Genomic DNA, 22,386 nt, shown 5'->3' with positions numbered 1-22,386 from the left:
TATCAAGATAAATCAGCCGTTGCTCGATGCTCTTAATACCTTCTTGGCATGTTGACGCTATTATGCTTTCCGTCTTCGTCACCTCACGTCAAAAAATAACTGGTCATTCCTTGACCAAGACTAAAATGATGGCTAAGTTTAATTAACTGTATAAATAAACAGCAAAGGTAATCACATGACTCAGCCTCGTTCTTCGATTATTTCCCTTCAAGACACTTGCTATTACCATTGCATTTCCCGCTGTGTCAGACGAGCTTATCTGTGTGGTAAAGATGATTATTCAGGCAAGAATTTCGAACATCGCCGTGTATGGGTCATTGAAAGACTTAGACTGCTGAGCCAAGTCTTCGCCATTGATATTTGTGCCTATGCCATTATGTCTAATCACTATCACTTGGTGTTACACGTCGACCAAAAGCAAGCCCTTACATGGAGCGACCAAGACGTAGTTAAACGCTGGACTTCCCTATACCGGGCACCTCCGATCATCCAAAGGTGGTTAATACAGCCTTCTCTACCTAAAGAAGAGCGTTTTCAAGTCGAGCTCATCATTGAACGTTGGCGTCAACAGTTGATGAGTATTTCGTGGTTTATGCGCAATATAAACGAATACCTCGCGCGACGTGCGAATAAGGAAGATGATTGTAAAGGGCGTTTTTGGGAAGGAAGATTTAAATCGCAAGCGTTATTAGATGAACAAACCTTATTAAGTTGCATGGTTTATGTCGACTTAAACCCCGTGCGATCTGGAGAAGCGAGCTCTTTAGAAGAAAATGAATTCACGTCAATTTATGAACGAATACATAGTGTGAGCTGTCAAGGCGATCGCAGACTTGGGCAACTTGACTCTCTACCTAAAAAGCCGTTATTTGGGTTTATAGGCAATCAGAGACAAAACCAAATAAGCACAGGAATTGAATATTCTTTTCTCGATTATTTAGCGCTGGTAGAAACACTCGGTCAGATTGTTCGTCCAGATAAACTCGGGCACCTCACCACTCCCGCAAGCCCCATTTTAACACGTTTAGACATGGACACAGACGATTGGCTCTTGTTATCAGAAAGTTTTGGACGCCATTTTAAAACGGCAGTTTGCGGTGTTGCAGAACTTCGCCGTCTCCATTATCACAAACAGCGAGCTTAAATGAAAAACATCGATAACGGAATGAGTGACACGCTACCTGTAAATTGCTCACCGTTTTAGACGAAAAAGTTATTTTCCCAAAACAAAAAATATGCTTGAATCCACGGCATGTAAATTGAGTAGTAAAGAATGTAAGAATGACGACACTGACAATTTTAGATGGCGGCATGGGACGCGAACTCAAGCGAATAGGCGCGCCGTTTTCACAGCCGCTATGGAGTGCTCAAGCGCTCATCGAAGCTACCGATGCCGTTCAACAGGCACACCAAAATTTCATTGCCGCGGGTGCTGAGATTATTACCGCCAACAGTTACGCCTGTGTCCCTTTTCACTTAGGTCAAGAACGGTTTGACCAGCAAGGCGCAACGTTAGCTCAGACGGCGGCTAAAATCGCCCGAGACACAGCAGATAAAGCGACTCACACAGTCAAGGTTGCAGCTTCTCTTCCACCTGCACTCGGTTCTTACCGCCCTGATTTATTTGAGGAAAATAAAGCAAGGGTAATTTTAGAAACCCTGTATCAGGCTCAAGCGCCCTATGTTGATCTCTGGTTAGCAGAAACCATTTCTAGCCTAGCCGAAGTCGATGTCATTCTCGATGTCGTTAAAGGCAGTGATAAGCCGGTGTATCTGTCGTTCTCACTTAGAGATGATACAGAGCAATCACCAGCGCTGCGTTCGGGTGAACCGCTTGTCGATGTAGTCGAACGACTTTCACAACAGCGAATCGATGGGGTGTTCTTTAACTGCTCCATTCCAGAAGTGATTGCCCCTGCCATTGAAGCCATCAAGGACGAGATAAAATCACTACCGACAACGCCAATCATTGGTGTCTTTGCCAATAGCTTTAGCCCGATTAGAGCAGGCCATCAAGCCAACGGCACACTTCAAGAAATGCGGGCCGTTTCACCAGCAGAGCATTTGGAATACGCACAGTTATGGTACCAACTCGGAGCAAGAGTTATTGGCGGCTGTTGTGGTATTGGCCCTGAGCACATTAAAGTCATTAGCGATTGGAAACAAACACTTAACAACTCATAGTTCGCTGATTAGAAAGAGGTTGAAGAGGATCTCTTTCTATAATTTTAACTTGATTGATGTCAATGCAAAGATAACGACCCAGCCACTGAAGAGAATCTACCGCTGACCTTGTCTTTACCGTCACTTTCTGCCCGTACTATGGTTTATCAAGCTAGACCGATAACCTTTTTATAAAGTGGCTGTCCTTATCAATCTTAAGTGGGTGTCCGTGTAAATTTTTCAGAGCGCCCACCTTGGTTAATTAAAATCGATAGGCGGCTCCAATGCTGAATGTCCAACCTAGGTCACGCTGTAATAGAGGACTGGCGCTGTCGTGATGTTCTAAGTCAAAACGGCTAATACCAACGAGATGCGAGCTAAAATCGTACAAACCAATCACGCCTGTTTTGTACACCCAAGTGCTACTTGCCTCAAACGCTGATAACCCGGAAGCCGTTGATTCATCAGAAGACACTGAATATAAATGGCTTGATAAATTTTTGTCTCGATAATCTACTTCAACATATGGGGATACCGTAAACCCCTCAATAGGAGTGGTAAATCCTCGACCTAAATGCAGTTGAAGTTCATAGCCATCATGAACATCGGTCACATCGTGCAAATAAGTTAAGCGCGCTCCAAGAGTACCCAGTGTCACGCCCAGTTCGCCACTGCTGTCCCGATCCTGAATACCGACAGGAATGTCATTAAAATCATCAGAGACAGGTGAAACACGAAGGTTGCCGCTAATACCAAACCAAGGCAAAAACGAGTAATTTCCCAATGTTCCATCGATAAAGCCATCATCGCTGTGGTGAAAAACATAGGGCTGTAAATTCAACTGAGCATCGTCTTCACGACTAAAGACCGACTCGCCAACACTGACGCCAGCGCCAATAAAGGTCAAATCATCAAATAAAACCTGTGAAACAACGGGGGGAGAGAACACGCTCATACCCAACACACCAAAACGCCAAATAAGATTTGCTTTTAATTCCATCTTCCATCTCCTCTGTTCAATATAAAAGAACAGGCAAAGACTTTTTTTATTTCACTTCATGGTACTCATATTGTCATTTACTCAGTCAATACTTGAAATTCCATGACTAAGATGAGTGTCCAGAGCGTGTTGTACGTGTTTTGAACGGATTAATACACGTTTTATGGCTGTCCAAGCAAATTCAAAAGCGATACAAAGTGGCGGTCCAGATAACCATTTCAAAACTATCTCGTGGGTATCTCCAGAAAGTGAGTGTCCCCTGATGGTGGGTGTCCTCAAATAAATGATGGGATCCAAAAATGAATCTATCTATGGGTGCCCAGGAAATAATAGGGGTCTAGGAAACAAGTTATGGGTGTCCTAAAAGCGATGTCCTAAAGCTATGGGTGTCCGAGTAACAAGTTTTACGCATGAAATTTTTTGATGTGCGGCCGGCAAAAAATTGAGACTCGTCTAAACTTTAAGAGGTTTATCAATCAGGAGACTTGTGATGTCATGTTCTAAACCCCATAGCCACACAACCCACACTCATGGCCCAGATTGTGGGCACACAGCCATTGAGCACGATGGACATGTTGACTATCTAGTCGATGGCAAGCTGCATCACCCACACGGTGATCACTGTGATGAGCACCAATTACAGGTCACCTCCGATAACCCAGAGGGCTGTCACCCAACTCATTCTTGTGGCGAGCATGTGCACGGCCCTGGTTGTGGGCATGAAGCGATTCAACACGGCGATCACATCGATTATATCGTCGATGGTCGGCTTCATCACCAGCATGGCGATCACTGTGATGATCACGGCCCTGTTCACCTCGCCTAATCGCGATAACAGCAAATTGAGCTAAGACAAACCATACTCTGTCGTTGCAAAGCGCCAAATAACAACCGTTGAGCGCTTTGCTTTACCGGCACATAACGAGTGACCTTACTTCACTAAGTTGAGTTGTAAGCTTCTGGCAATGTTTTCTGCCACATTGGCAATATTGTCGTGTGCTTGTTCAAGAGCTTCGGATAAAGGCATGACCTTGGGAAGACAGGTAAACACCGCATCAATACCGTGTTGGTAAACGGCTTGGTAGCCATCACCGACGCAACCTGCAATCGCAATAACCGCGATTCCTTGTGCTTTGGCCAATTTCGCAACCCCAATGGGGGTTTTGCCAAAGACCGTTTGGCCATCGATGCGCCCTTCTCCGGTGATCACTAATTGGGCTTGAGATAGTTGTGATGCCAGCGCTGTGGTTTGCAACACGATCTCGACCCCAGGTTTTAGGTTTGCGGAAGTCAAGCCCAGCCAAGCCGCCCCCATACCACCTGCAGCGCCGGCCCCCTTGACATCGATAACCTTACGGCCGGTTACCTTTTCGACTAATTGACCAAAGTGGTGTAACGCCTTATCGAGCTTTGTGACTTGTTGCTCATTCGCTCCTTTTTGCGGCCCAAAAATCGCCGATGCGCCTCGCGGGCCACACAATGGGTTGTCGACATCGCAAGCAACGTCGATGTCGCAATCAAACAGCCTGGTATCTAAACCGGAGACATCAAGACGAGATAACGCAGCCAACCCCGCCCCGCCAAGTTCAATCTCATGACCGTCGGCTTGGTAACATTTGGCGCCAAGAGCCATTAACATGCCACAGCCTCCATCGTTGGTCGCACTGCCACCCAGGCCGATAATCAAATGGCGAAACCCGTGATCCAAGGCGTGTTTGACCAATTCTCCCATGCCATAACTGGTGGTGCGTTCTGGATCGCGCTGATCTCTGGGCACCAAATGCAGGCCACATGCTTCGGCCATTTCAATCGCTGCGGTTTTACCGTCCCCCAACTGCGCGTATTTGGCCGTCACTTGATTGCCCAGTGGTCCTGTCACTTCCACCGTTTGCCAGGTTCCCCCCGTGGCATCGAGCAAAGCCTGTGCCGTGCCTTCCCCACCATCAGCAACCGGTACGGCGTGTAAATCAGCGTGCGGCCACACGCGAATCAAACCTTCTTTTACGGCTTCACACACTTGCTGAGCGGTTAAACTTTCTTTAAATGAATCTGGCGCGATGACGATTTTCATCTCAATCCTCTGTGGTTTTAAACTGATGGCTCAATGCTTGTAGGGTACTCATCGCCCGCTTTGCCTCTTGGCTCGGAACGAAAATGTGATCGTGATAGTAAGCGGCAATAACATTGGCACTGATCCCTTGCTCAGCCAAAGCCCGTGCCACTGCGGCAGTAAGCCCCACCGCATCTAAACTCGAATGTACTTTTAAGGTGATTTTTCTAAAGCTGGACACCCACTTCAATCCCGCCTGCTGAGCCCGCACTTGCTCAATAACTAAGGTTAACCCTTCCTCTTCCACAAACGTGGCGATAGGTTGATACTGACAAGCTTGTACAAGCGAGCCGTCAAACAGGCAAAACACATACTGTTTGTCATCAAGCTCTGGTGACATCTGCGCCAGGAGTGTCTTTAGTTCGGTAATGCCAAGCATTTTTCCGCCTTGATTTATTGTGATTTTGGTGTGCTTTCAGGCTCAATGAACGACAAAAAATAGTGATAGGTACCACGTTCTTTCACATACCCTAATGACTCATAAAGGCGCTGTGCAGAATGGTTTGACTCGGCCGTTTCAAGCGCAATCCCCTTCACGCCGCCTCGCTTGGCGAACTGGCACGCGTGTTCCATCAAAGCCTTCGCGACCCCTTGCCTTCTCGCAGACTTCACCACATACAGATCATTCAGCTGCCAGGTTCTTTTGGCTGAGACCGATGAAAAATTGGGATAAAGCTGGGTAAAGCCCAATGCCTTTCCTTTCTCATCAATTGCAAGAAAAATGACCGACTCTTGCTTTTCTATTCGTTGGCGAAGGAAGGCTTCAGCCAAGTTAAGATCGCTCTCTTGTTGATAAAAAACACGATAAGCATCAAAAACTGGCACCAATTGTGGTAAATGACATGGTTGCGCTTGAATAATTTCCATCTTATAAACATCACTGTCGTTGGCAAGACTATCAGCATACGCACAAACGAGAGCAATCACGACAGGCACGCTTTCTTGAAGGTGATTTTTGTGAGCTAAGTAATACCTAAACCGAGATGAAAAGTGCATTAACGCACACTTTTTAGCCCGCCATTTTTATCTTAAATCCACTTGTGATAAAAAATACCCACTTTTGAACTATTATAATACAAAAGGCCCTACTATGATAAAATCAAACCTTGTCGTTTCTGGCTTAGCGGTCATGTCATCAATGAGTTATGCTGGTGTTGAATTTTCTAACCCATCCGGTCAACTCGGCGAGCCTGCTAATTACTCTCAATTTGCCAATATTCTCAACGCTTCTGAGCTGCAAATCTCCGATCCCAATGGCAAAAAAGGCAATAAAGAATACTTTGGCCTTGATAATGACTTTACCGGCATCGTGAACGACAACTTTTACGTCGACAAACAAAGCCAAGCTCTGGTATTTAAAATGGCCAATGATCACTTGCGCAACGAGCTGAGAGTGCAAAAAAACTTTCGCACCGATTTACCCGATCATTTCTATACTCTAAATGCCAATGTCGAAATCATGCACCCACAACAAAGCATGGCCAATTCAACGTCTAAACAAAACGAGATCACCTTCTTACAGGTACACAATAAAGGCTTGGATGATTTAGGCACTCACAATGTCCCTCACCCTTTATTGCGTGTGGTGTGGAAAGAGGACAATCAAGGGGTAAAAGGTCATTTTTGGGCCATCACCAAAAACAATGCGGTGATCTGTAAAGGCAGTTTTGGTAAGAAAAATAAAGACAAAGAAATGTGTCGTGCCGATGTTGCCTATTCGAAAATCGACCTCGGGCCAGCCCCGCAAGGCAAAAGTACCGATTTCACGATCACCGTTGGCAACAAAACCCTGGCGATAGACGTCAATGGCCAGCGCATGGTAGAAAAAGACATTGATTACTGGCGTCACCTGCTCAGCTACTTTAAAGCAGGGGTCTATAACCAATTTACCAATGGTGAAAGCGAAGCGCATTTTACCGAGCTCAGTTATCACGTGAAAACGCCATAATCGAGTAGTATTACCTTACTTAAGCCAATTGTGTAAAAACCTGCTGACCACCGACGGTCATCAGGTTTTTACTTGGCTTGACACTTTAGAAACGAATGACCAATCGCTATTGAGGCGCCGTCAATAAGTACGATTTGGGTTTTCCATCCTGCAGGTGATAACCAAAGTGAGCCAATCTCAGCTTATCCCCCCCGGGGTTTTGCCAATACACATCCACCTTATGACTGCGGATTTGGTGTAATATAGCATTATAGTTCAATAGCAAGGGTAACGCTTGCTCACGTACTAAAGGCAGTTCATAGTCAATATTTAATTGTTTAAACTCCCCCACATGAGCATTGTAGCCCGTTTCAACACTGGCTTTGGTCATCGTCATGGGCAGCGCATTTTTCCCTTGCCGCAATTGTACATGCTGACCAAGGTATTCGCCCAACGCGTGTGCGCCCTTTTGAGATATGGCCTCTCCAACTGTCTCGTCATTGAGTGACGTCAATTTAGGATTGGCTATGATCGCCTCTTCCAATGGAAATTGCAGTGTCAGTATCAAGGGTTGATCTTTTTGATGCGACAGCACTAGCTGACTGCCCGGCAATGAATGTGCCCAACTGTGGACACTCATCATTAATGCGCCGAGCACAAGCCAAACACGAATCGCATAGCCGCGTACCGAGTATGCCTTTAACCTCACTGCTGGCCTCCATAATCATCGGTGCGATCACGCCATACCGAATGCGGGTGAATACCGACTTTGTTGGTTGACTTGTTCGACTGCAACGAGAATTCAATCCACACACTCGGACCATGAATACGCACATAGTCATCTTCACTATTCATCTCAACAGTGCCTGAATAACCAATCGTTGTGTCGTCCAATTCACTGCGGTACTTCTCCATATAAGCATTGGCATCGGCTTCATCAATATCACCGACGTAAGTTTCTATCGCCGCCATAACCAAGGCTTTTTGCTCATCGTTCAATTGAGAGACAGACACCCCCTCTTGTGTCTCGGGAATCGCATCATCCTCTTGAGGGCCAGCCAAAATATCTCGATAAACTCCGGCTAACTTGGCCTGTTGACGCTGATCTTGGCTAAGAGAATTTAGCATAGCGGCAAAAGCATCTCGCTCTTGTTGCATCGGGATATTCGTGCGCCCATTCATATCGAAAGCAGGGAAAGGTTCAATACCGCGAAACGATGGGGTGGCGCCAATCATGTGACCATTTTTATACGTATTGGTAAAAGCCAAATGGTGACCTCCATAATACAGTTGCCACACTTCATCCGAGCTCGGGTCGCCTAAAAAAGCAAACTTGGTATTAAACGATGAATAACCCGCTTTATAATCCGTGCTGATCGTACCAATGTAATCATCGGCGTTGAGGGTCTGCACCATTTCATCAAAGCCTTCATTGGTGTCGCTTCCCGTTGCTTCCATCATAATGGCTTTCACAATGCCACGCTGCTTAACGCTGAGCTCGCCTAAGAAAATCCCAGGCCGAGAAGGTACGGCACCGGCTGGCAAGTTACTCCACGTTTTGGCTTTTTCAATCGAGTAATCGAGTTGTGTCAATGCCAGTTGCTCATCAGATAAGGTCTCTTTCAAAACATTGGTCAAACACACCAAGCGCTCATAACCCGCATCAGTGCCACACGTTTTGACGGTGTCTGGGATGGATATTGTGCCCATCAAGGTACTGGTATCCCCCATACGAGCACGAACCGCTTCATCTTCTGCACTCGGCGGCGGCCCAGGAGGTGGCCCTTGATGATCTGAAGCGCCAGGGCCATTGGGCAAACTTTGCTCTTGGCCCGCGACGATCTCTTCAGATTGCGAACTCTCTTGATCGGCAAAGCTCAATGCGGCTAACGACACCGCTCCAACAGCCAATACACCAAGGAGCAAAGGTTTAGTGCTAAAACTAACGTGAAATGACATAACGCATCCCTTTGTGATGGAAAAAATAAATAATCATGGTGAAAGAATAAACACTTTTTATTTTTTTACATCAGCAGCAAGTCAAAGTCTTACTTTTACGGGGCCTTGCGTACGGAATAAAGGTTCGCGCCACTTTTTTTGTCAAGATAAAGCCTCAAAACATCACCGGCAAAGTAGAAAACAACAGCAATAAAGCCATCGCCCAATTAAAACGTCGGATGGCATACTCGTGAGTGAGCCAACCGCGAACTTTTTTACCGGCAACAACCCAAGCGGTGGTCGAGGGAAAATTGACTAACATAAAGACCGCCGTGACCAACACTAAGCCAGAACCACTTGCCGATGGGTTATAAACACTCACTGCGGTCAACGCCATTGACCAACTTTTCGGGTTCACCCACTGAAACATCATTGCCGAAACAAATCGCATCGGTTGATATTGTTGCGTGGCTAAATTGGGATTACTGGTGGCAATTTTATAGGCAAGAAACAGCAAATACCCCATACAAGCAAAACTTAACAATGGATGTAACCAAGGAAAAAACGCAAAGACTTCGCTGGCGCCTAAACCAACGAGAAACACCATAAAACCAAAGCCAAACACCACCCCGAATACATGAGGTAAAGAGCGAATAAAGCCGATATTGGCACCTGAAGTCATCAACATCAGATTATTTGGCCCAGGGGTGAACGTAGTAACAAACGCAAATGCGATCAACGGGATAATTGACTCAAACATACCTATAACTCTTATCGATGGTTAGATGTCAATCCTAACTGGAAAGCTCAGCAAGTTTGTGCTTTTATTGATACTCAACGCGAAAAAATAACAACAAAAGATAACTATGGACCGAATTGACGAAAGAATATTGCGCGAGCTAGACATAAACGGCAGAATCGCGAATGTCGACTTGGCAGACAAAGTTGGCTTATCCCCCTCCGCCACCTTGCGTCGTGTACAAGAGCTCGAGCGAAGCGGTATTATCAAAGGCTACCGAGCCATCATTGATAAACAAAAATTATCGATTGGTTTTATCGCCTACATCGCGATTGGTTTGGCCGATCACAGCAAAAAGGCGCAATTGGCGTTTGAAGAGCACGTTCAGTTTTGTTCAGAGGTGACCGAGTGCCACAACATTACCGGGGGCACGGAATATTTATTACGAGTGGAAACCAAAGACCTTGCCGCCTACAAGCGTTTTCATTCAAACGTGCTCGGCGATATTCCTCAGGTGAGAGAAATCACGACCATGGTGGTCATGGACTCGCCTAAGGACATTCGTTAATTCTCACATTGCCCAGGTTGGCCACAACACAAGCCGTGACTTGGACCAAACTGAAATTGGTCTTGCAAACGAGTAATATGCTCAATCATGGCTTGTACCCGGCGCGGTTTATTCGCACCGGGACGATAAACCAAATAAATGGGCATCGGAATCGCGTGCCATTGTGGCAACACGCGAACTAACCGACCGTTTTCGAGTTCATTGGTCAAATTTTTGAGCGGTAAATTGGCAATCCCTAACCCATTGATTGCCGCTTTTAACACCGCTTCAATCGTGGAGCTCGAAAAGTTACTGTTGATTTCAACATTGACCGTTTCATGGTGCGAAATGAGGCTCCACGGCCCAACATCAGCAGCAGACTGATAACGAAGACCATTATGAGTTGCCAATTGCTCAGGGGTATGCGGGGTGCCCATCCGAGCCAAGTAATCGGGGCTGGCGGCTAAAACGCGAGTCGTATAACCGAGCTTTTTGGCCACTAACCGCTCATCCACCACCTTACCAACCCGAATGGCCATATCGATCGCATGAGAAAATAAATCCATAAACTCATCGGTTGATTCAAGCGTCACTTGCACTTTAGGCCACTGGTTAAGAAACGGCAGAAAAATATGCTCAGACAAATAGGAATCAAACGCAGGAGGGGCAGAAATACGCAGTCGACCTTGAATTTGCTGTTCCATATTTTGCACATCATGCCCCAATGAGTGAAACTCTTCCAACAAATGTTCAGCTCTATCTAACACCATCTGACCCACTTCCGTGATCACCAATCGCCGCGTCGACCGCTCGAGTAATTGCGCACTGAAATGCTGCTCAAGTTTCGCAATCGCTTTGCTGACACTCGATTTCGGTAAATTTAACTCTTGGGCACACTGGGTCAAACTCAAACGTCGACAACTGAGGACAAAAATACTTAAGGTTCTAAAATCTATTGTTGCCAAATCACGAACAATCACTTTCCAAAACACCTATTGTTTCATTATTGATATGATTATAGGCTGTAAAAATCGTATTCGACAACGTGTATTTCTCCATTAGATAGAGGTTCAAACATGTCTTTAGATTTATTTTCACCCATTTCACTTGGTCAAATCGAATTGAGCAACCGTGCTGTAATGGCGCCGCTCACTCGCGCTCGTGCCAACCCTGAGGATCATATGCCCAACGATCTCATGGTCGAGTACTACGCACAACGCGCCAGTGCGGGCCTGTTGATCACTGAGTGTACTATGGTCAAAGAAGGCACTTCGGCATTTTATGCAGAACCTGGCATTTATAATGATCAACAAATTGCCGCATGGAAGAAAGTCACCGACGCCGTCCACGCCAAAGGCGGTAAAATTGTCATGCAAATTTGGCACGCTGGCCGAGCTTGTCACCCCGAACTCAACCAAGGCGCAACCCCAGTGGCTGCCAGTGCCATTGCGATCGAAAATGAACAAGTGCACACACCATCGGGCAAGCAAAATTACACCGTGCCACGCGCATTAGAAACCAGTGAGATCCCAGAGATCGTCGCCGCTTTTAAACAAGGTGCAATCAACGCTAAAGCGGCAGGGTTCGATGGGATTGAAGTTCACGGTGCCAATGGTTACTTAATCGATAATTTCTTACGTGAAAGCTCGAACCAACGCACAGACCAATACGGTGGTTCAATCGAAAATCGCGCACGCTTGTTATTTGAGATCCTAGATGCGGTCACCGAGGTTTGGGGAAACGGTCGTGTTGGGCTTCGCACTTCACCGCTCAACGGCTTTAACGACATGAAAGACAGCGATCCTGTTGGGCTCATTCGCTACCTGGCAGAGCAGGTTAACCGCTACGACTTAGCTTACTGGCATGTGATGCGCGCCGACTTCAAAGGAGAGCAAAAAGCCGATGTCATCCCAACAGCTCGTGAGATTTATCAAGGCAACCTGATGACCAATATGGGCTACAGCAAAGAAGAGGCGAATCAAGTCATCGCAAACCATCAAGCCGACACCGTTGCATTTGGCGTTCCCTTTATCGCTAACCCAGATTTAGTTGAGCGCTTTAAAGCCGACGCGCCACTCAATGACGCCAAGCCAGAGCTATTTTATCTTGGCGGTGCCCCTGGCTATACCGATTACCCTCGTTTAGATAACTGATCACTCAGCAAGTTTGAGCCAAGCTCTCCATTAGAGCTTGGCTTTTTTATTAGCACTCAATCACCAAGCACAGGACACCCATCTCCTGATCTGCCCAAAACCTGGATGTCCAAAAACCTGGACACCCATATTAAGACATCACAGGACACCCATTTGGTCACTGCTCTTTGCGGTAAAGGCTCTTCATAAAGTATGACTTTCCTGAGATAGGATGACTGTCCCGATACCACACCGATATCAAGGGCATAACATGGGTGTCCTGAGGTCGCTTTGTCCTGGTATCGCTTTGGACACCCATATTAAGACATCACGGGACACCCATTATCACTTCACTTTACGGTACAAGTTTCCCATAAAGTATGGCTGTCCTGAGATAGGATGACTGTCCCGATATCAAGGGCATAACATGGGTGTCCTGAGGTCGTGGATGTCCTTTACTGCAATTTATAAGCGAAAATGCGCGATTTGCGAACGTTGCTGATCGGCGAGTTTTTGCAGTGCTAAGCTGACCTTGGCATTGTTATCCGCCTCGTTGACCGTTGAAGTGCCCAAGTCAACAATCTGTTGGATAATACAATTAACCTGTTTAGCCACCGCCAGCTTATCTTCTGCGGTTTGGGCAATCGATACACTGCTTTGCTTTGCTTTGTCTAAGTGGGTGGCAATGGTATGTAACTGTTGTTGGTTTTTTTCCGTGTGCGCTGAGCACTCACCGACCATCTGATCCCCCCGGTTCATAATACTCACCGCTTGCTGACACGCTTGCTGCAATGAGTCAATGACCGCCATGATATCCACGGTCGCTTTTTGAGTACGCCCAGCCAAAACACGGACTTCATCCGCGACCACAGCAAACCCGCGACCTTGTTCACCAGCACGCGCTGCTTCAATCGCCGCATTCAAGGCGAGTAAATTGGTTTGCTCGGCAATGCTTTGAATAATGGTTAAGGTGCTGGCAATATCTTCAGAGCGCTGACGTAAACCATCGGAGATTTGCACGCCATCGCCCATGAGGTTGCGAAGCTCTAAGGTTAACCGATGCGTTAATTGGATGTCTTGCTGGCCATGATAGGCTAAATCGACCACGTTTTCGATGTCGTCTTTAGCGCCGCTGGCCAAGGTCGACACATCGATAATTCCGTCATTCATCGCTTCAATAGCAGTCGCTGCTTGAGCAATTTGATCGCGCTGCTCGGCAATTAAGCTCTGGCTGGTTTGACTGCTGGCTAACCCTTGTTTGGCCCCTTTTGCCAGCTCGGAAGCATTTTGGCTAACCGAGCCCACTATCGAACTAAGCTGCGCCGTCAACTCCGAAAGCTTATCGCTCAACAAACCAAATTCGTCCCCTTGTTGGAGCTTGGTTTGTTGGTGGGAAAAATCACCATCCACCAAGTATTGAATTTGATTTAAAGTCTGCTTTAATCCTCGACGAATCACGGTGACGACATTCCAAGTGATCAGCAAAGACACCACGACCGAAGCCACCGCCACAAGTGCCATCTTTAACCAGATGACTTGCCCCTTGTCTTCGGCACGCTGTTTGGTGGCCGCCAGCTCTTGTGTCACGAGATCATTGGCTTGTTTGATCAATGGCAAAACTTGCTCTGTCGTCCTATCAATCTCTGTCAGCAACTGTTTTTGCTGCGATAAAAATTGGCTGTTATTGGTGATAGAGTCAACCAAACCGCCCGGCTCAATCGATTTTTCCACCAATTCAAAGTAAGGCGCAATGATCTCTAGGTCAACCTCGCCACTGGCCTGTAACTGACTGCGCTTAGAAAGCATCGCTTGATAATGTGATGTAATCGCGAGTAAATAGGTTTGCTGAGCCTGTAAGTCTTGCGTAAACAGTGCCTGCTCCACCGCTCGCCCCAACAACAAGCCATCGTTTTTCAAACCCTCCGCGAGCCATTGATTAACGGGCGCCGTTTCATCAACAACATATTGGCTGTCGTCTTTAAAAAACGCCCATTCATTACTAAAATCATCGGCCAATTGTTGCTGTATCGCCTCCGCTTTTAGAGACTGTTCACGCAATAAAAATTGTTGATCAACCAAGGTAAACAGTGATTGAGCGTGCTGATGGATCTTTGTGATCAAAGGGGCAAAATGTTGGCTGTCATTGGCCATGGCTCGCTGTTGTAACGCTTGTATCGTGGTTTGATAGGCAGACTGCATCTGCTGCGCTTGAGACTTAAACTTGTCTCGGTTGTCTTCTTGCGACTCAATGCGATGCAAACTGACCAGTCGGTTGATGTTGAGCAGTAGCCCCGATAAACGGTTACTTTGCTCAGCTTTAGGGACTAAGGTATCTATGGTGTGTTCAAGTTGATGGTTGATTGACGACAAGCTCCACAAGCTCATCACGATAGTAATGACAATTAATGCAAATAAGACGAAAAAGCCCGTTGAAGTTCGTTGAATCACTGATAGTTTCATAATTTGTCCACGTCTTGAACGACTCGGTAACCGGTAAGGTAACCCGGCTCGATTTCTAGTTATAATTCATACAAATAATATAAATTTGTTATGCTATGGCCAGTGAATATTGTCGAAATTGATAACTTAGGCCTGATGAACTCTTCTATTTTGTGACCAAAATCCGTTTGCAAGCCGATTTTCCAGCCAAATATCGGGTGTTTTTTGTTTGATCAAAGCCACAATTTGCAATTCAACTAAACACACAAAGGTGAGACTGCTCAAATAACACGCTAGGCAAATTTGTAATACAATAACAAGATTGCTATGAATACCGAAGTAACATTAAGTTACGTTTTAACTATAACAAAATCATTCCATAACGTTGAAATAGGTATCCACCATGAAAAAAACACTGTTAACCGTCCTTGCCGCCTCGGTCATTGCCAGTGTGGGGGCTCAAGCTCGCACCTTGACACTCGGTCACGCCATGTCACTCGATAACGCCGCTCACAAAGGCATGGTGATTTTTGCCGAGCAGGTCGACAAGCTTTCCGATGGCGATCTCAAGGTGAAAATATTTCCCAATGCTCAGTTAGGCTCAGAGAGAGATCAAGCGGAACAAGTGGTCACAGGGGCACTCGATATGGCCAAGATAAATGGTTCACTGGCCGAGTCGTTCGAACCCACGTTTAAAGCGATCTCGATTCCTTTCTTATTCCAAAGTACCGAGCACATGCACAAGTTCATGCACAGTGATGCCGCCAAAGCCATGTTGCAATCGAGTCAAGGTAAAGGCTTTTTGGGTTTGACGTTTTATGACTCGGGGTCGCGCAGCTTTTACGCCAGTAAACCGATTAAAACCCCAGACGATCTCAAAGGCATGAAAGTTCGGGTGCCAGAATCGCCAACCATGATGCAAATGATCAATTTACTCGGTGCCAAAGCCACGCCACTGCCTTTCACTGAAGTGTATACCGGCTTACAACAAGGGGTCATTGATGCAGCTGAGAACAACGTGTCTAGCCTGGTTGAGATGAGACATTCCGAAGTGGCCAAGTACTATTCGACCGATCAGCACACCATGAGCCCGGATTTGATCATCATTTCAGAGTCCACCTGGAACAGCCTGTCGAAAGCGCAGCAAGACATTGTATCGAAAGCCGCCGCTCACTCTCTTGATGAAGAAATCAAACTGTGGGAGCAAATTGAAACGGCCAACCGAGCGAAAGCCAAAGAAATGGGCGTGACCTTTGTCCAGGTTGATAAAGCCGCCTTCAGAGAAAAGGTAAAACCTATGCTTGACGAAGCGATGCAGGATCCGAAACTCTCTGGCTATATTGACCAGATCAACGCGCTCTAATCTCGATTTTCCCTTTAAAGCCAGGTGTCATGAATCACCTGGCATTGTCATTGTTTGTGAGTTTATCTATGAAAAACCGTCTTGATTGTTTTCGCCGAGGCCTCGATAACAGCTTACTTTGTGTGTGTGGCGCGGCGTTATTCGTGCTGGTTATCGCGGTAACTTGGCAGGTGTTCAGTCGTTATATTCTCAATGATCCGAGCTCGTTTACCGATGAACTGGCTCGCTATACCATGATTTGGCTTGGCCTGCTCGGTGCCAGTTATTTATTTGGCAAAAATGGTCATCTCGCCATTACCCTACTGCCCGAGTCATTGCCTCGTCAATATAAGCGCTTTTTACTTACCCTTATCCACCTGTTGTCTCTCGCATTTGTCTCTCTGGCCATGATCAAAGGGGGGTTGGCATTGATAAGCCGAACTTGGCATCAATTTTCACCCTCGCTGCAACTCCCTATGGCGTATGTCTACACCATCTTGCCTCTCGCTGGCTCATTAATGGCCCTCTACATCATTTTAAATGTCGTTGAGATGTTCTGCTCAGACCAAAATAACGATCTCACTTAAGCGAGAAAGGGAAAACACTATGGATATTTCGATTGGATTTTGGTTGTTGTGTTTATTTCTTCTCATGACAGCATTGAGTGTCCCCATTGCCGTGGCCATTGCGCTTTCTTCGCTGATCATTATGTTTACCATTTTGCCGTTTGATGTCGCCGTCATGACCGCTGGGCAAAAAATGGTCACTGGGGTCGACAGCTTCAGTTTGCTGGCCATTCCTTTTTTCATTTTGGCAGGCAACATCATGAACCGCGGAGGTATCGCCGCTAGGCTGGTCAATTTTGCCAAACTGCTGGTCGGGCGTCTTCCTGGCTCTTTATCTCAGGTCAATGTTTTGTCCAACATGATGTTTGGCTCAGTATCGGGGTCAGCGGTAGCCGCCGCCGCCGCCGTGGGGAAAACACTGTCACCCCAAATTGAAAAAGAAGGTTACGACAAATCATTTACCACCGCGGTCAATGTCGCATCGTGCCCGGCAGGGTTATTGATCCCACCGAGTAACTCATTGATTGTCTTTTCTGTTGTCAGTGGCGGGACGTCTGTCGCGGCCTTGTTCATCGCCGGGTATGTCCCTGGGATTTTAATGGGGTTAAGTTGTATGCTCGTGGCCTACTTTATCGCTAAACGCAAAGGCTATGGCGTCCAAACCTATCAGCGTCCGACCTTTTCTCAAGTCCTGACCACCCTGTGGCAAGCACTTCCGAGTTTAGGTTTGATTGTCGTTGTCATTGGCGGGATCACCGGAGGGGTATTTACGGCAACTGAGGGGGCCTGTATCGCCGTGCTTTACGCCCTAACCCTGTCATTGTGCTACCGCTCGTTAAGCATAAAAGACATCAAAACCATCTGTATTGAAAGTACTGAAATTACCGCCATCATGTTATTTTTGATTGGCGCTTCAACCATTATGTCTTGGGCAATGGCTTTCACAGGTTTACCGACACTGATCAGTGATTGGATGTTATCGATCTCAGACAACCCTATCATGATCTTTATTTTGATGAATATCATCTTATTGGTGGTCGGGATGTTTATGGATTTAACCCCTGCGCTGCTGATCTTCACTCCTATTTTTATGCCGATTGCCAATCAGTTAGGAATGCACGATGTCCATTTCGCGATGATGATTATTTTTAACTTGTGCATCGGGATTGCCACCCCACCGGTTGGCACGGCGCTGTTTGTTGGTTGCAGTGTCAGCGGGGCCAAAATTGAGCAGGTGATCAAAGCCATTTGGCCATTTTGCGCGGTGTTAATTGCCACTTTAATGCTGATTACCTTTATCCCTGACATCAGTTTATTCCTGCCTCGCCTATTTGGGCTAATACCGTAAACACCTCTTTTTTCCCCGCTTTTCATTGGCGCTTGCAACTCAGGCGTCAATGATTGCCCCACACACCAAGACCCGTTACCTATGGCAGTTTATTGATCGCGAACACAAATTTATTTCATGGTTAACAAGAGCCGTGATCTTGTGCTCAATTTAAGCGGAGCAAATTTGAAATTCCCACCGATTAAAAAAAACTTAATGCAGAGCAAATAATTTCATAAACGTTCGTAGGTAAAGGTTTTCTATGACAACAAAAAAATTGCTATCACTGCTTATACTCTCTGCATCAATGAGTGTCTCTCTTTATGCCCAAACACTGACTCTCGGCCATGCCATGTCAACAGATAGCGCAGTACATCAAGGTATGCTGGTCTTTGCAGAACGAGTAAAACAACGCTCCAATGGTGAGCTCACCATCCATATCTCACCGAATGCAGAACAAGGCTCAGAGCGCGTATTGACCGAAAAAGTCATCACCGGGCAGCTCGCTTTAGCCAAAATAAACGGCTCACTTGCCGAATCCTACGCCCCGGTGTTTAAAACCATCTCCATTCCCTATCTCTTTCGCAATACCGCACACATGAGAACCTTTCTTCACAGCCACACCGCTCAAGAAATGCTGGACTCAACAACAGACAAAGGCTTTCGCGGCTTAACCTTTTACGACTCCGGCTCACGCAGTTTTTATTCCAATAAGCCGATTAAAACCCCACAAGACATGCAAGGGCTAACTGTTAGGGTGCCCAAATCCCCAACGATGCTAGAAATGGTTGAACTGCTCGGCGCTAAGGCCATCGCCATGCCTTACACCAAAGTGTATCAGGGGCTAAAAGAGGGCGTGGTGGATTCAGCCGAGAACAACCTATCGAGTCTGGTCGAAATGAAGCACGCCAATGTGGTTAAGTATTACTCGATAGATCAACACACCATGACGCCAGACATACTGATTATTTCAGAAAAAGTATGGCGAACGCTCTCTTTTAAGCAGCAAACTGTCCTCAAACTCGCTGCCATCGACTCTCTAGAGCAAGAGATAAAATTGTGGGATAAAACGGAAAAACAAAACATCGCCAAAGCGCAATCAATGGGGATTCACTTCGTCTCGGTCGACAAACACGCCTTTAAAGAGAAAATGCGGCCGATCATGGAAAAAGCGCGCAACAATCCCGATATTGCCCCTTATATTGAACAAATTCAAAACCTCTGAGCCTGACTCGCCCAAGTACTCAATCGCGTTTTCCCATCGTTGATTGAGTACTTTTCTCTGTACTACCAAGCACGGATAGATGCCAATTAAGAGATAAGTTTGATCTTTTGCGCAGATTTAATCACAGCATTGGCACTTAATGTGAGTTCTATCAAAAAACCTCCAGCATCTATTGGTAAAGTTGCTTATCACTTCCACACTTAGTGCAGTTCGATACTCATTTCAATCCCATCAAGCCACCCTTGATACCATTAGATTAGGAATAAGGTTAACCATGAAAACGTCAATATTTCTCTTGATTGCAGCCTGTGTCACCGCCAGTCTGTCACTGCAAGCCAAAACCTTAGTGCTCAGTCATGCAATGAGTTTAGACAGTGCCGCGCACCAAGGTATGGTTATTTTTGCCGACAAGGTACAACAAAAATCCTATGGAGAGTTAACGGTAGAGATCAAAGCCAATTCAGAGTTTGGTTACGGTCGTAAATTGGCCGAACACGTGATCAATGGCAACTTGGACATCGCCAAGATAAACGGTTCATTAGCCGAGGCCTTTGAGCCCAATTACACGGCCTTATCTCTGCCGTTTTTATTTCGCAATACCGCGCACATGAGAAGCTTTATCCGCAGTGAGGTTGCTCAAGAAATTTTACACTCAAGTTCAGGGAAAGGCTTTATTGGCCTCACTTTTTACGACTCAGGCTCACGCAGTTTTTACTCGACTGAGCCTATCACCTCACCTGACGACTTACACGGCAAAAAAATTCGCGTCCCCGAATCCCCCACCATGCTCCAAATGGTTGAAGCCTTTAACGCCGAGCCGGTTTTAATGCCGCTGCCTAAGGTGTACGACAGTTTAGAGCAAGGCCTTATTGATGTGGCGGAAAATGACATATCCACTTTAGTTGAAATGCAGCATGCCGACCTGACCAAGTTTTACTCAACCAATCAGCACACCATGAGCCCCGATGTCTTGATCATCTCTGAGTCGACTTGGAATAAGTTATCGAAAGTAGAGCAGCGGATCTTAAAACAAGCAGCGTCGGACTCACTTGATGAAGAAATTAAAATTTGGAACCGGTTAGAGATAAAAAATATCGCCAATGCCAGAAATCAAGGTGTCACCTTTATTCGTTCGGACAAACAAGCGTTCAGAAACAAAGTAAAGCCCTTATTTGACGAAGCAATGAAAGATGAAAACATCGCTTATTACGTTGAAAAAATAAACAATTTATAACGACAATACCTAATAATTAAAATTTTAAATCAAGCACTTGAGGCGTTTACTTGGTGTTTGTACGCTTGGCAGTAATCCCAAAAAGCCGCTTTGGGCACCGCAGGGCTAAAATAATAGCCCTGCTGAAAATCACACCCTAGTTGCATCAGTTGCTGACTGGCTTCTAGGGTTTCCACCCCTTCAGCGACCACACTAAAACCCAGTGCCTTAGCAAGATATATCACCGATTCGACAATCGAGCGGTCGGCGTGATTGTTAAGCATGTTTTGCACAAAAGAGCGATCGATCTTTAATTGGGAAACCGGCAATTTACGCAGTAACGACAAAGAGGAATACCCGGTGCCAAAGTCGTCAATACTGAAGGTAAAGCCTAACTTGGCGAGGTGATTCATGTGCAAGGTGACTTGCTCTACATCCGTCATCATGTCGCTTTCGGTCACTTCTAAAATCAAATGCTGTGCCACCATTTCTGGGTATTGCGCAATCGCTTGACTCAGTTGCTCAACCAATTTGGGTTGGTGCAGATCTTTGGCCGATAAATTAAAGTGCAAAATGCCCTTAAACCCTCTTTCGGCTAACCAGGTTTGGTCGCGAAGACAACGGCCAAGTACCCAAGTGGTGATATCACCGATCATGTCGGTTTGCTCGGCAATCGGAATGAAAATGTCAGGACCAATAAAAGTGCCATCGGGTTGTGGCCAGCGTATTAACAGCTCCGCCCCTTCAATCGTTTGGCTTTTCATACACACAAGAGGCTGAAAATACAGTTCAAACTCATCGTTTTTCAGTGCTTGCTTAATTTTGGCCGCGATCTCGAGACGCTGTTTGACGCCTTGTTCTAGCGCTTCGTTAAAAATGGCATAAGGCAAGTGCTGACGCTTAGAGTGATACATGGCAATATCGGCCCGTTGCAATAATTGTTCTAACGTTTGACTGCAATGAGGGAAACAACTGATGCCAATACTGGCGCCAATGGTAAACGAGTGATCTTCAACAAGGATTGACGGGGCGAGGGAAACATGTATTGCGTCGATCAGTTGTTCAAGAGAAAAGGGAGTTTTCTCAAGCTCATCGCGCCACACCAGGGTAAATTCATCCCCGCCCATCCGATACAACATGCACCCTGGTTTGAGCTGCGCACTCAAGCGATCGGCGATAATACTAAGCACCTTGTCACCGAAATAATGCCCTAAGCCATCATTGATTTGCTTGAATTGATTTAGGTCGATCAACAGCAAAACGAAAGCCCCATTCTCATCGATAAGTTTATTCGTGTCATCGATAAACGCCTTGCGATTTTTTAGCCCGGTTAAGCTGTCGTGATGGGCGTGAAAATACGCTTGCTCAGCGCTTTGAGAAATTTTATCTAGGCTGGTGCGGCTCAACCCAGTGATCAGACAGGCGAACACGCCACCTAAAAACATAATCAGAGCAAAGACAAGATAAAACGAGTTGAATGGCATTATTAAAAAATAGCCGATACAGCCGAGGTACCCAAGAATAAACAGAGCGACAAAAGCCCATAAAAATCGCCACTGTGGCAAAGCAGTACGCCGGCAAATACGAGTGGTTTCTCGAAGGGTGCACAACAAAAACATCAAACCAACGAGAAGAAGACCGATGATCAATAATTGCATTAAGAAATGGCCACAAACAGTCGGGGGTCAATGCCAAAAGTATAGGATCAAAGTTAACTT

General features: G+C 46.2%; 21 protein-coding genes. 11 read left to right on the top strand and 10 right to left on the bottom strand.

Annotation, left to right across the window (positions count from 1 at the left end):
- The first annotated feature begins 175 nt into the window (after nt 1-175).
- A complete protein-coding gene (locus AB0763_RS03165; RefSeq protein ID WP_306101104.1) occupies nt 176-1,144 on the top strand; it encodes a transposase in 969 nt (322 codons plus the stop codon).
- Between the two features lie 137 nt (nt 1,145-1,281).
- Entirely contained in the window at nt 1,282-2,184 is a 903-nt protein-coding gene (locus tag AB0763_RS03160; RefSeq protein WP_306101103.1) for a homocysteine S-methyltransferase family protein, read from the top strand.
- Nucleotides 2,185-2,425: 241 nt separating this feature from the next.
- Here AB0763_RS03160 and AB0763_RS03155 read toward each other — a convergent pair whose 3' ends face one another.
- The gene (locus tag AB0763_RS03155; protein ID WP_306101102.1) at nt 2,426-3,163 is read right to left on the bottom strand and encodes a MipA/OmpV family protein; all 738 of its coding nucleotides are present in this window, start codon (nt 3,161-3,163) and stop codon (nt 2,426-2,428) included.
- A 490-nt stretch (nt 3,164-3,653) separates the two neighbouring features.
- Here AB0763_RS03155 and AB0763_RS03150 point away from each other — a divergent pair, with 490 nt between their 5' ends.
- Nucleotides 3,654-3,989 (top strand): hypothetical protein, encoded by a 336-nt coding sequence (locus tag AB0763_RS03150; RefSeq protein WP_306101101.1) that lies wholly within the window; start codon nt 3,654-3,656, stop codon nt 3,987-3,989.
- A gap of 105 nt (nt 3,990-4,094) precedes the next feature.
- Here AB0763_RS03150 and AB0763_RS03145 read toward each other — a convergent pair whose 3' ends face one another.
- The 3 genes from AB0763_RS03145 to AB0763_RS03135 are packed head-to-tail and all read right to left on the bottom strand — an operon-like array spanning nt 4,095 to nt 6,269.
- Nucleotides 4,095-5,234, bottom strand: coding sequence for a glycerate kinase (locus tag AB0763_RS03145; RefSeq protein WP_306101100.1), 1,140 nt, complete (start codon nt 5,232-5,234; stop codon nt 4,095-4,097).
- A 1-nt stretch (nt 5,235) separates the two neighbouring features.
- Nucleotides 5,236-5,652, bottom strand: coding sequence for an ACT domain-containing protein (locus tag AB0763_RS03140; RefSeq protein ID WP_306101099.1), 417 nt, complete (start codon nt 5,650-5,652; stop codon nt 5,236-5,238).
- A gap of 14 nt (nt 5,653-5,666) precedes the next feature.
- Entirely contained in the window at nt 5,667-6,269 is a 603-nt protein-coding gene (locus AB0763_RS03135; RefSeq protein ID WP_368643702.1) for an N-acetyltransferase family protein, read from the bottom strand.
- Nucleotides 6,270-6,363: 94 nt separating this feature from the next.
- Between AB0763_RS03135 and AB0763_RS03130 the strand changes: the two genes are divergently transcribed.
- Nucleotides 6,364-7,221, top strand: coding sequence for a polysaccharide lyase family 7 protein (locus AB0763_RS03130; protein ID WP_306101098.1), 858 nt, complete (start codon nt 6,364-6,366; stop codon nt 7,219-7,221).
- A gap of 106 nt (nt 7,222-7,327) precedes the next feature.
- Here AB0763_RS03130 and AB0763_RS03125 read toward each other — a convergent pair whose 3' ends face one another.
- The 3 genes from AB0763_RS03125 to AB0763_RS03115 all read right to left on the bottom strand — a co-directional run bounded on the left by AB0763_RS03125 (nt 7,328) and on the right by AB0763_RS03115 (nt 9,898).
- Complete coding sequence (locus AB0763_RS03125) at nt 7,328-7,909, bottom strand: hypothetical protein (RefSeq protein WP_306101097.1); 582 nt, start codon at nt 7,907-7,909, stop codon at nt 7,328-7,330.
- A complete protein-coding gene (locus AB0763_RS03120) occupies nt 7,906-9,159 on the bottom strand; it encodes a DUF3500 domain-containing protein (RefSeq protein ID WP_306101096.1) in 1,254 nt (417 codons plus the stop codon). Before AB0763_RS03120 ends, AB0763_RS03125 begins: the two co-directional genes overlap by 4 nt.
- A 154-nt stretch (nt 9,160-9,313) precedes the next feature.
- Entirely contained in the window at nt 9,314-9,898 is a 585-nt protein-coding gene (locus AB0763_RS03115; protein ID WP_306101095.1) for a LysE family translocator, read from the bottom strand.
- Nucleotides 9,899-10,004: 106 nt separating this feature from the next.
- Between AB0763_RS03115 and AB0763_RS03110 the strand changes: the two genes are divergently transcribed.
- Nucleotides 10,005-10,445: an Lrp/AsnC family transcriptional regulator gene (locus AB0763_RS03110; RefSeq protein WP_306101094.1), complete on the top strand. Its 441-nt coding sequence runs from the start codon at nt 10,005-10,007 to the stop codon at nt 10,443-10,445.
- Here AB0763_RS03110 and AB0763_RS03105 read toward each other — a convergent pair.
- Nucleotides 10,442-11,416: a LysR family transcriptional regulator gene (locus AB0763_RS03105; protein ID WP_306101093.1), complete on the bottom strand. Its 975-nt coding sequence runs from the start codon at nt 11,414-11,416 to the stop codon at nt 10,442-10,444. The genes AB0763_RS03110 and AB0763_RS03105 overlap by 4 nt on opposite strands.
- An 84-nt stretch (nt 11,417-11,500) precedes the next feature.
- Here AB0763_RS03105 and AB0763_RS03100 point away from each other — a divergent pair, with 84 nt between their 5' ends.
- Complete coding sequence (locus AB0763_RS03100; protein WP_306101092.1) at nt 11,501-12,577, top strand: alkene reductase; 1,077 nt, start codon at nt 11,501-11,503, stop codon at nt 12,575-12,577.
- Between the two features lie 444 nt (nt 12,578-13,021).
- Here the strand turns inward: AB0763_RS03100 and AB0763_RS03095 are convergent, their stop codons facing one another.
- Complete coding sequence (locus AB0763_RS03095; protein ID WP_306101091.1) at nt 13,022-15,016, bottom strand: methyl-accepting chemotaxis protein; 1,995 nt, start codon at nt 15,014-15,016, stop codon at nt 13,022-13,024.
- A 382-nt stretch (nt 15,017-15,398) separates the two neighbouring features.
- Between AB0763_RS03095 and AB0763_RS03090 the strand changes: the two genes are divergently transcribed.
- From AB0763_RS03090 to dctP, 5 genes are all read left to right on the top strand, one after another.
- Nucleotides 15,399-16,358 (top strand): TRAP transporter substrate-binding protein, encoded by a 960-nt coding sequence (locus AB0763_RS03090; RefSeq protein WP_306101090.1) that lies wholly within the window; start codon nt 15,399-15,401, stop codon nt 16,356-16,358.
- Nucleotides 16,359-16,426: 68 nt separating this feature from the next.
- Nucleotides 16,427-16,924 (top strand): TRAP transporter small permease, encoded by a 498-nt coding sequence (locus AB0763_RS03085; protein ID WP_306101089.1) that lies wholly within the window; start codon nt 16,427-16,429, stop codon nt 16,922-16,924.
- Between the two features lie 19 nt (nt 16,925-16,943).
- On the top strand, nt 16,944-18,251 hold the full coding sequence (locus AB0763_RS03080; RefSeq protein ID WP_306101088.1) for a TRAP transporter large permease: 1,308 nt from the start codon (nt 16,944-16,946) through the stop codon (nt 18,249-18,251).
- 286 nt (nt 18,252-18,537) lie between these two features.
- Complete coding sequence (locus AB0763_RS03075) at nt 18,538-19,455, top strand: TRAP transporter substrate-binding protein (protein WP_368644032.1); 918 nt, start codon at nt 18,538-18,540, stop codon at nt 19,453-19,455.
- Nucleotides 19,456-19,729: 274 nt separating this feature from the next.
- Nucleotides 19,730-20,689 (top strand): TRAP transporter substrate-binding protein DctP, encoded by a 960-nt coding sequence (gene dctP / locus AB0763_RS03070; protein ID WP_306101086.1) that lies wholly within the window; start codon nt 19,730-19,732, stop codon nt 20,687-20,689.
- Nucleotides 20,690-20,718: 29 nt separating this feature from the next.
- Here the strand turns inward: dctP and AB0763_RS03065 are convergent, their stop codons facing one another.
- Nucleotides 20,719-22,326 carry a bifunctional diguanylate cyclase/phosphodiesterase gene (locus AB0763_RS03065; RefSeq protein ID WP_306101085.1) on the bottom strand — a complete coding sequence of 536 codons (1,608 nt, stop codon included), beginning with the start codon at nt 22,324-22,326 and terminating at the stop codon, nt 20,719-20,721.
- Nucleotides 22,327-22,386: the final 60 nt, after the last annotated feature.

This window comes from Vibrio sp. HB236076 (assembly GCF_040957575.1).
GTDB lineage: Bacteria > Pseudomonadota > Gammaproteobacteria > Enterobacterales > Vibrionaceae > Vibrio.
The sequence above is the reverse complement of the archived record's forward strand: the minus strand, read 5'-3'. Positions and strand labels throughout refer to the sequence as shown.

Coding starts and splice junctions, on each gene's coding strand:
- AB0763_RS03135 (WP_368643702.1), bottom strand. CDS start 6,269: ATGCACTTTTCATCTCGGTTTAGGTATTACTTAGCTCACAAAAATCAC.
- AB0763_RS03150 (WP_306101101.1), top strand. CDS start 3,654: ATGTCATGTTCTAAACCCCATAGCCACACAACCCACACTCATGGCCCA.
- AB0763_RS03075 (WP_368644032.1), top strand. CDS start 18,538: ATGAGTGTCTCTCTTTATGCCCAAACACTGACTCTCGGCCATGCCATG.
- AB0763_RS03080 (WP_306101088.1), top strand. CDS start 16,944: ATGGATATTTCGATTGGATTTTGGTTGTTGTGTTTATTTCTTCTCATG.
- AB0763_RS03115 (WP_306101095.1), bottom strand. CDS start 9,898: ATGTTTGAGTCAATTATCCCGTTGATCGCATTTGCGTTTGTTACTACG.
- AB0763_RS03085 (WP_306101089.1), top strand. CDS start 16,427: ATGAAAAACCGTCTTGATTGTTTTCGCCGAGGCCTCGATAACAGCTTA.
- AB0763_RS03110 (WP_306101094.1), top strand. CDS start 10,005: ATGGACCGAATTGACGAAAGAATATTGCGCGAGCTAGACATAAACGGC.
- AB0763_RS03155 (WP_306101102.1), bottom strand. CDS start 3,163: ATGGAATTAAAAGCAAATCTTATTTGGCGTTTTGGTGTGTTGGGTATG.
- AB0763_RS03145 (WP_306101100.1), bottom strand. CDS start 5,234: ATGAAAATCGTCATCGCGCCAGATTCATTTAAAGAAAGTTTAACCGCT.
- AB0763_RS03120 (WP_306101096.1), bottom strand. CDS start 9,159: ATGTCATTTCACGTTAGTTTTAGCACTAAACCTTTGCTCCTTGGTGTA.
- AB0763_RS03165 (WP_306101104.1), top strand. CDS start 176: ATGACTCAGCCTCGTTCTTCGATTATTTCCCTTCAAGACACTTGCTAT.
- AB0763_RS03090 (WP_306101090.1), top strand. CDS start 15,399: ATGAAAAAAACACTGTTAACCGTCCTTGCCGCCTCGGTCATTGCCAGT.
- AB0763_RS03140 (WP_306101099.1), bottom strand. CDS start 5,652: ATGCTTGGCATTACCGAACTAAAGACACTCCTGGCGCAGATGTCACCA.
- AB0763_RS03100 (WP_306101092.1), top strand. CDS start 11,501: ATGTCTTTAGATTTATTTTCACCCATTTCACTTGGTCAAATCGAATTG.
- AB0763_RS03160 (WP_306101103.1), top strand. CDS start 1,282: ATGACGACACTGACAATTTTAGATGGCGGCATGGGACGCGAACTCAAG.
- dctP (WP_306101086.1), top strand. CDS start 19,730: ATGAAAACGTCAATATTTCTCTTGATTGCAGCCTGTGTCACCGCCAGT.
- AB0763_RS03130 (WP_306101098.1), top strand. CDS start 6,364: ATGATAAAATCAAACCTTGTCGTTTCTGGCTTAGCGGTCATGTCATCA.
- AB0763_RS03095 (WP_306101091.1), bottom strand. CDS start 15,016: ATGAAACTATCAGTGATTCAACGAACTTCAACGGGCTTTTTCGTCTTA.
- AB0763_RS03065 (WP_306101085.1), bottom strand. CDS start 22,326: ATGCAATTATTGATCATCGGTCTTCTTCTCGTTGGTTTGATGTTTTTG.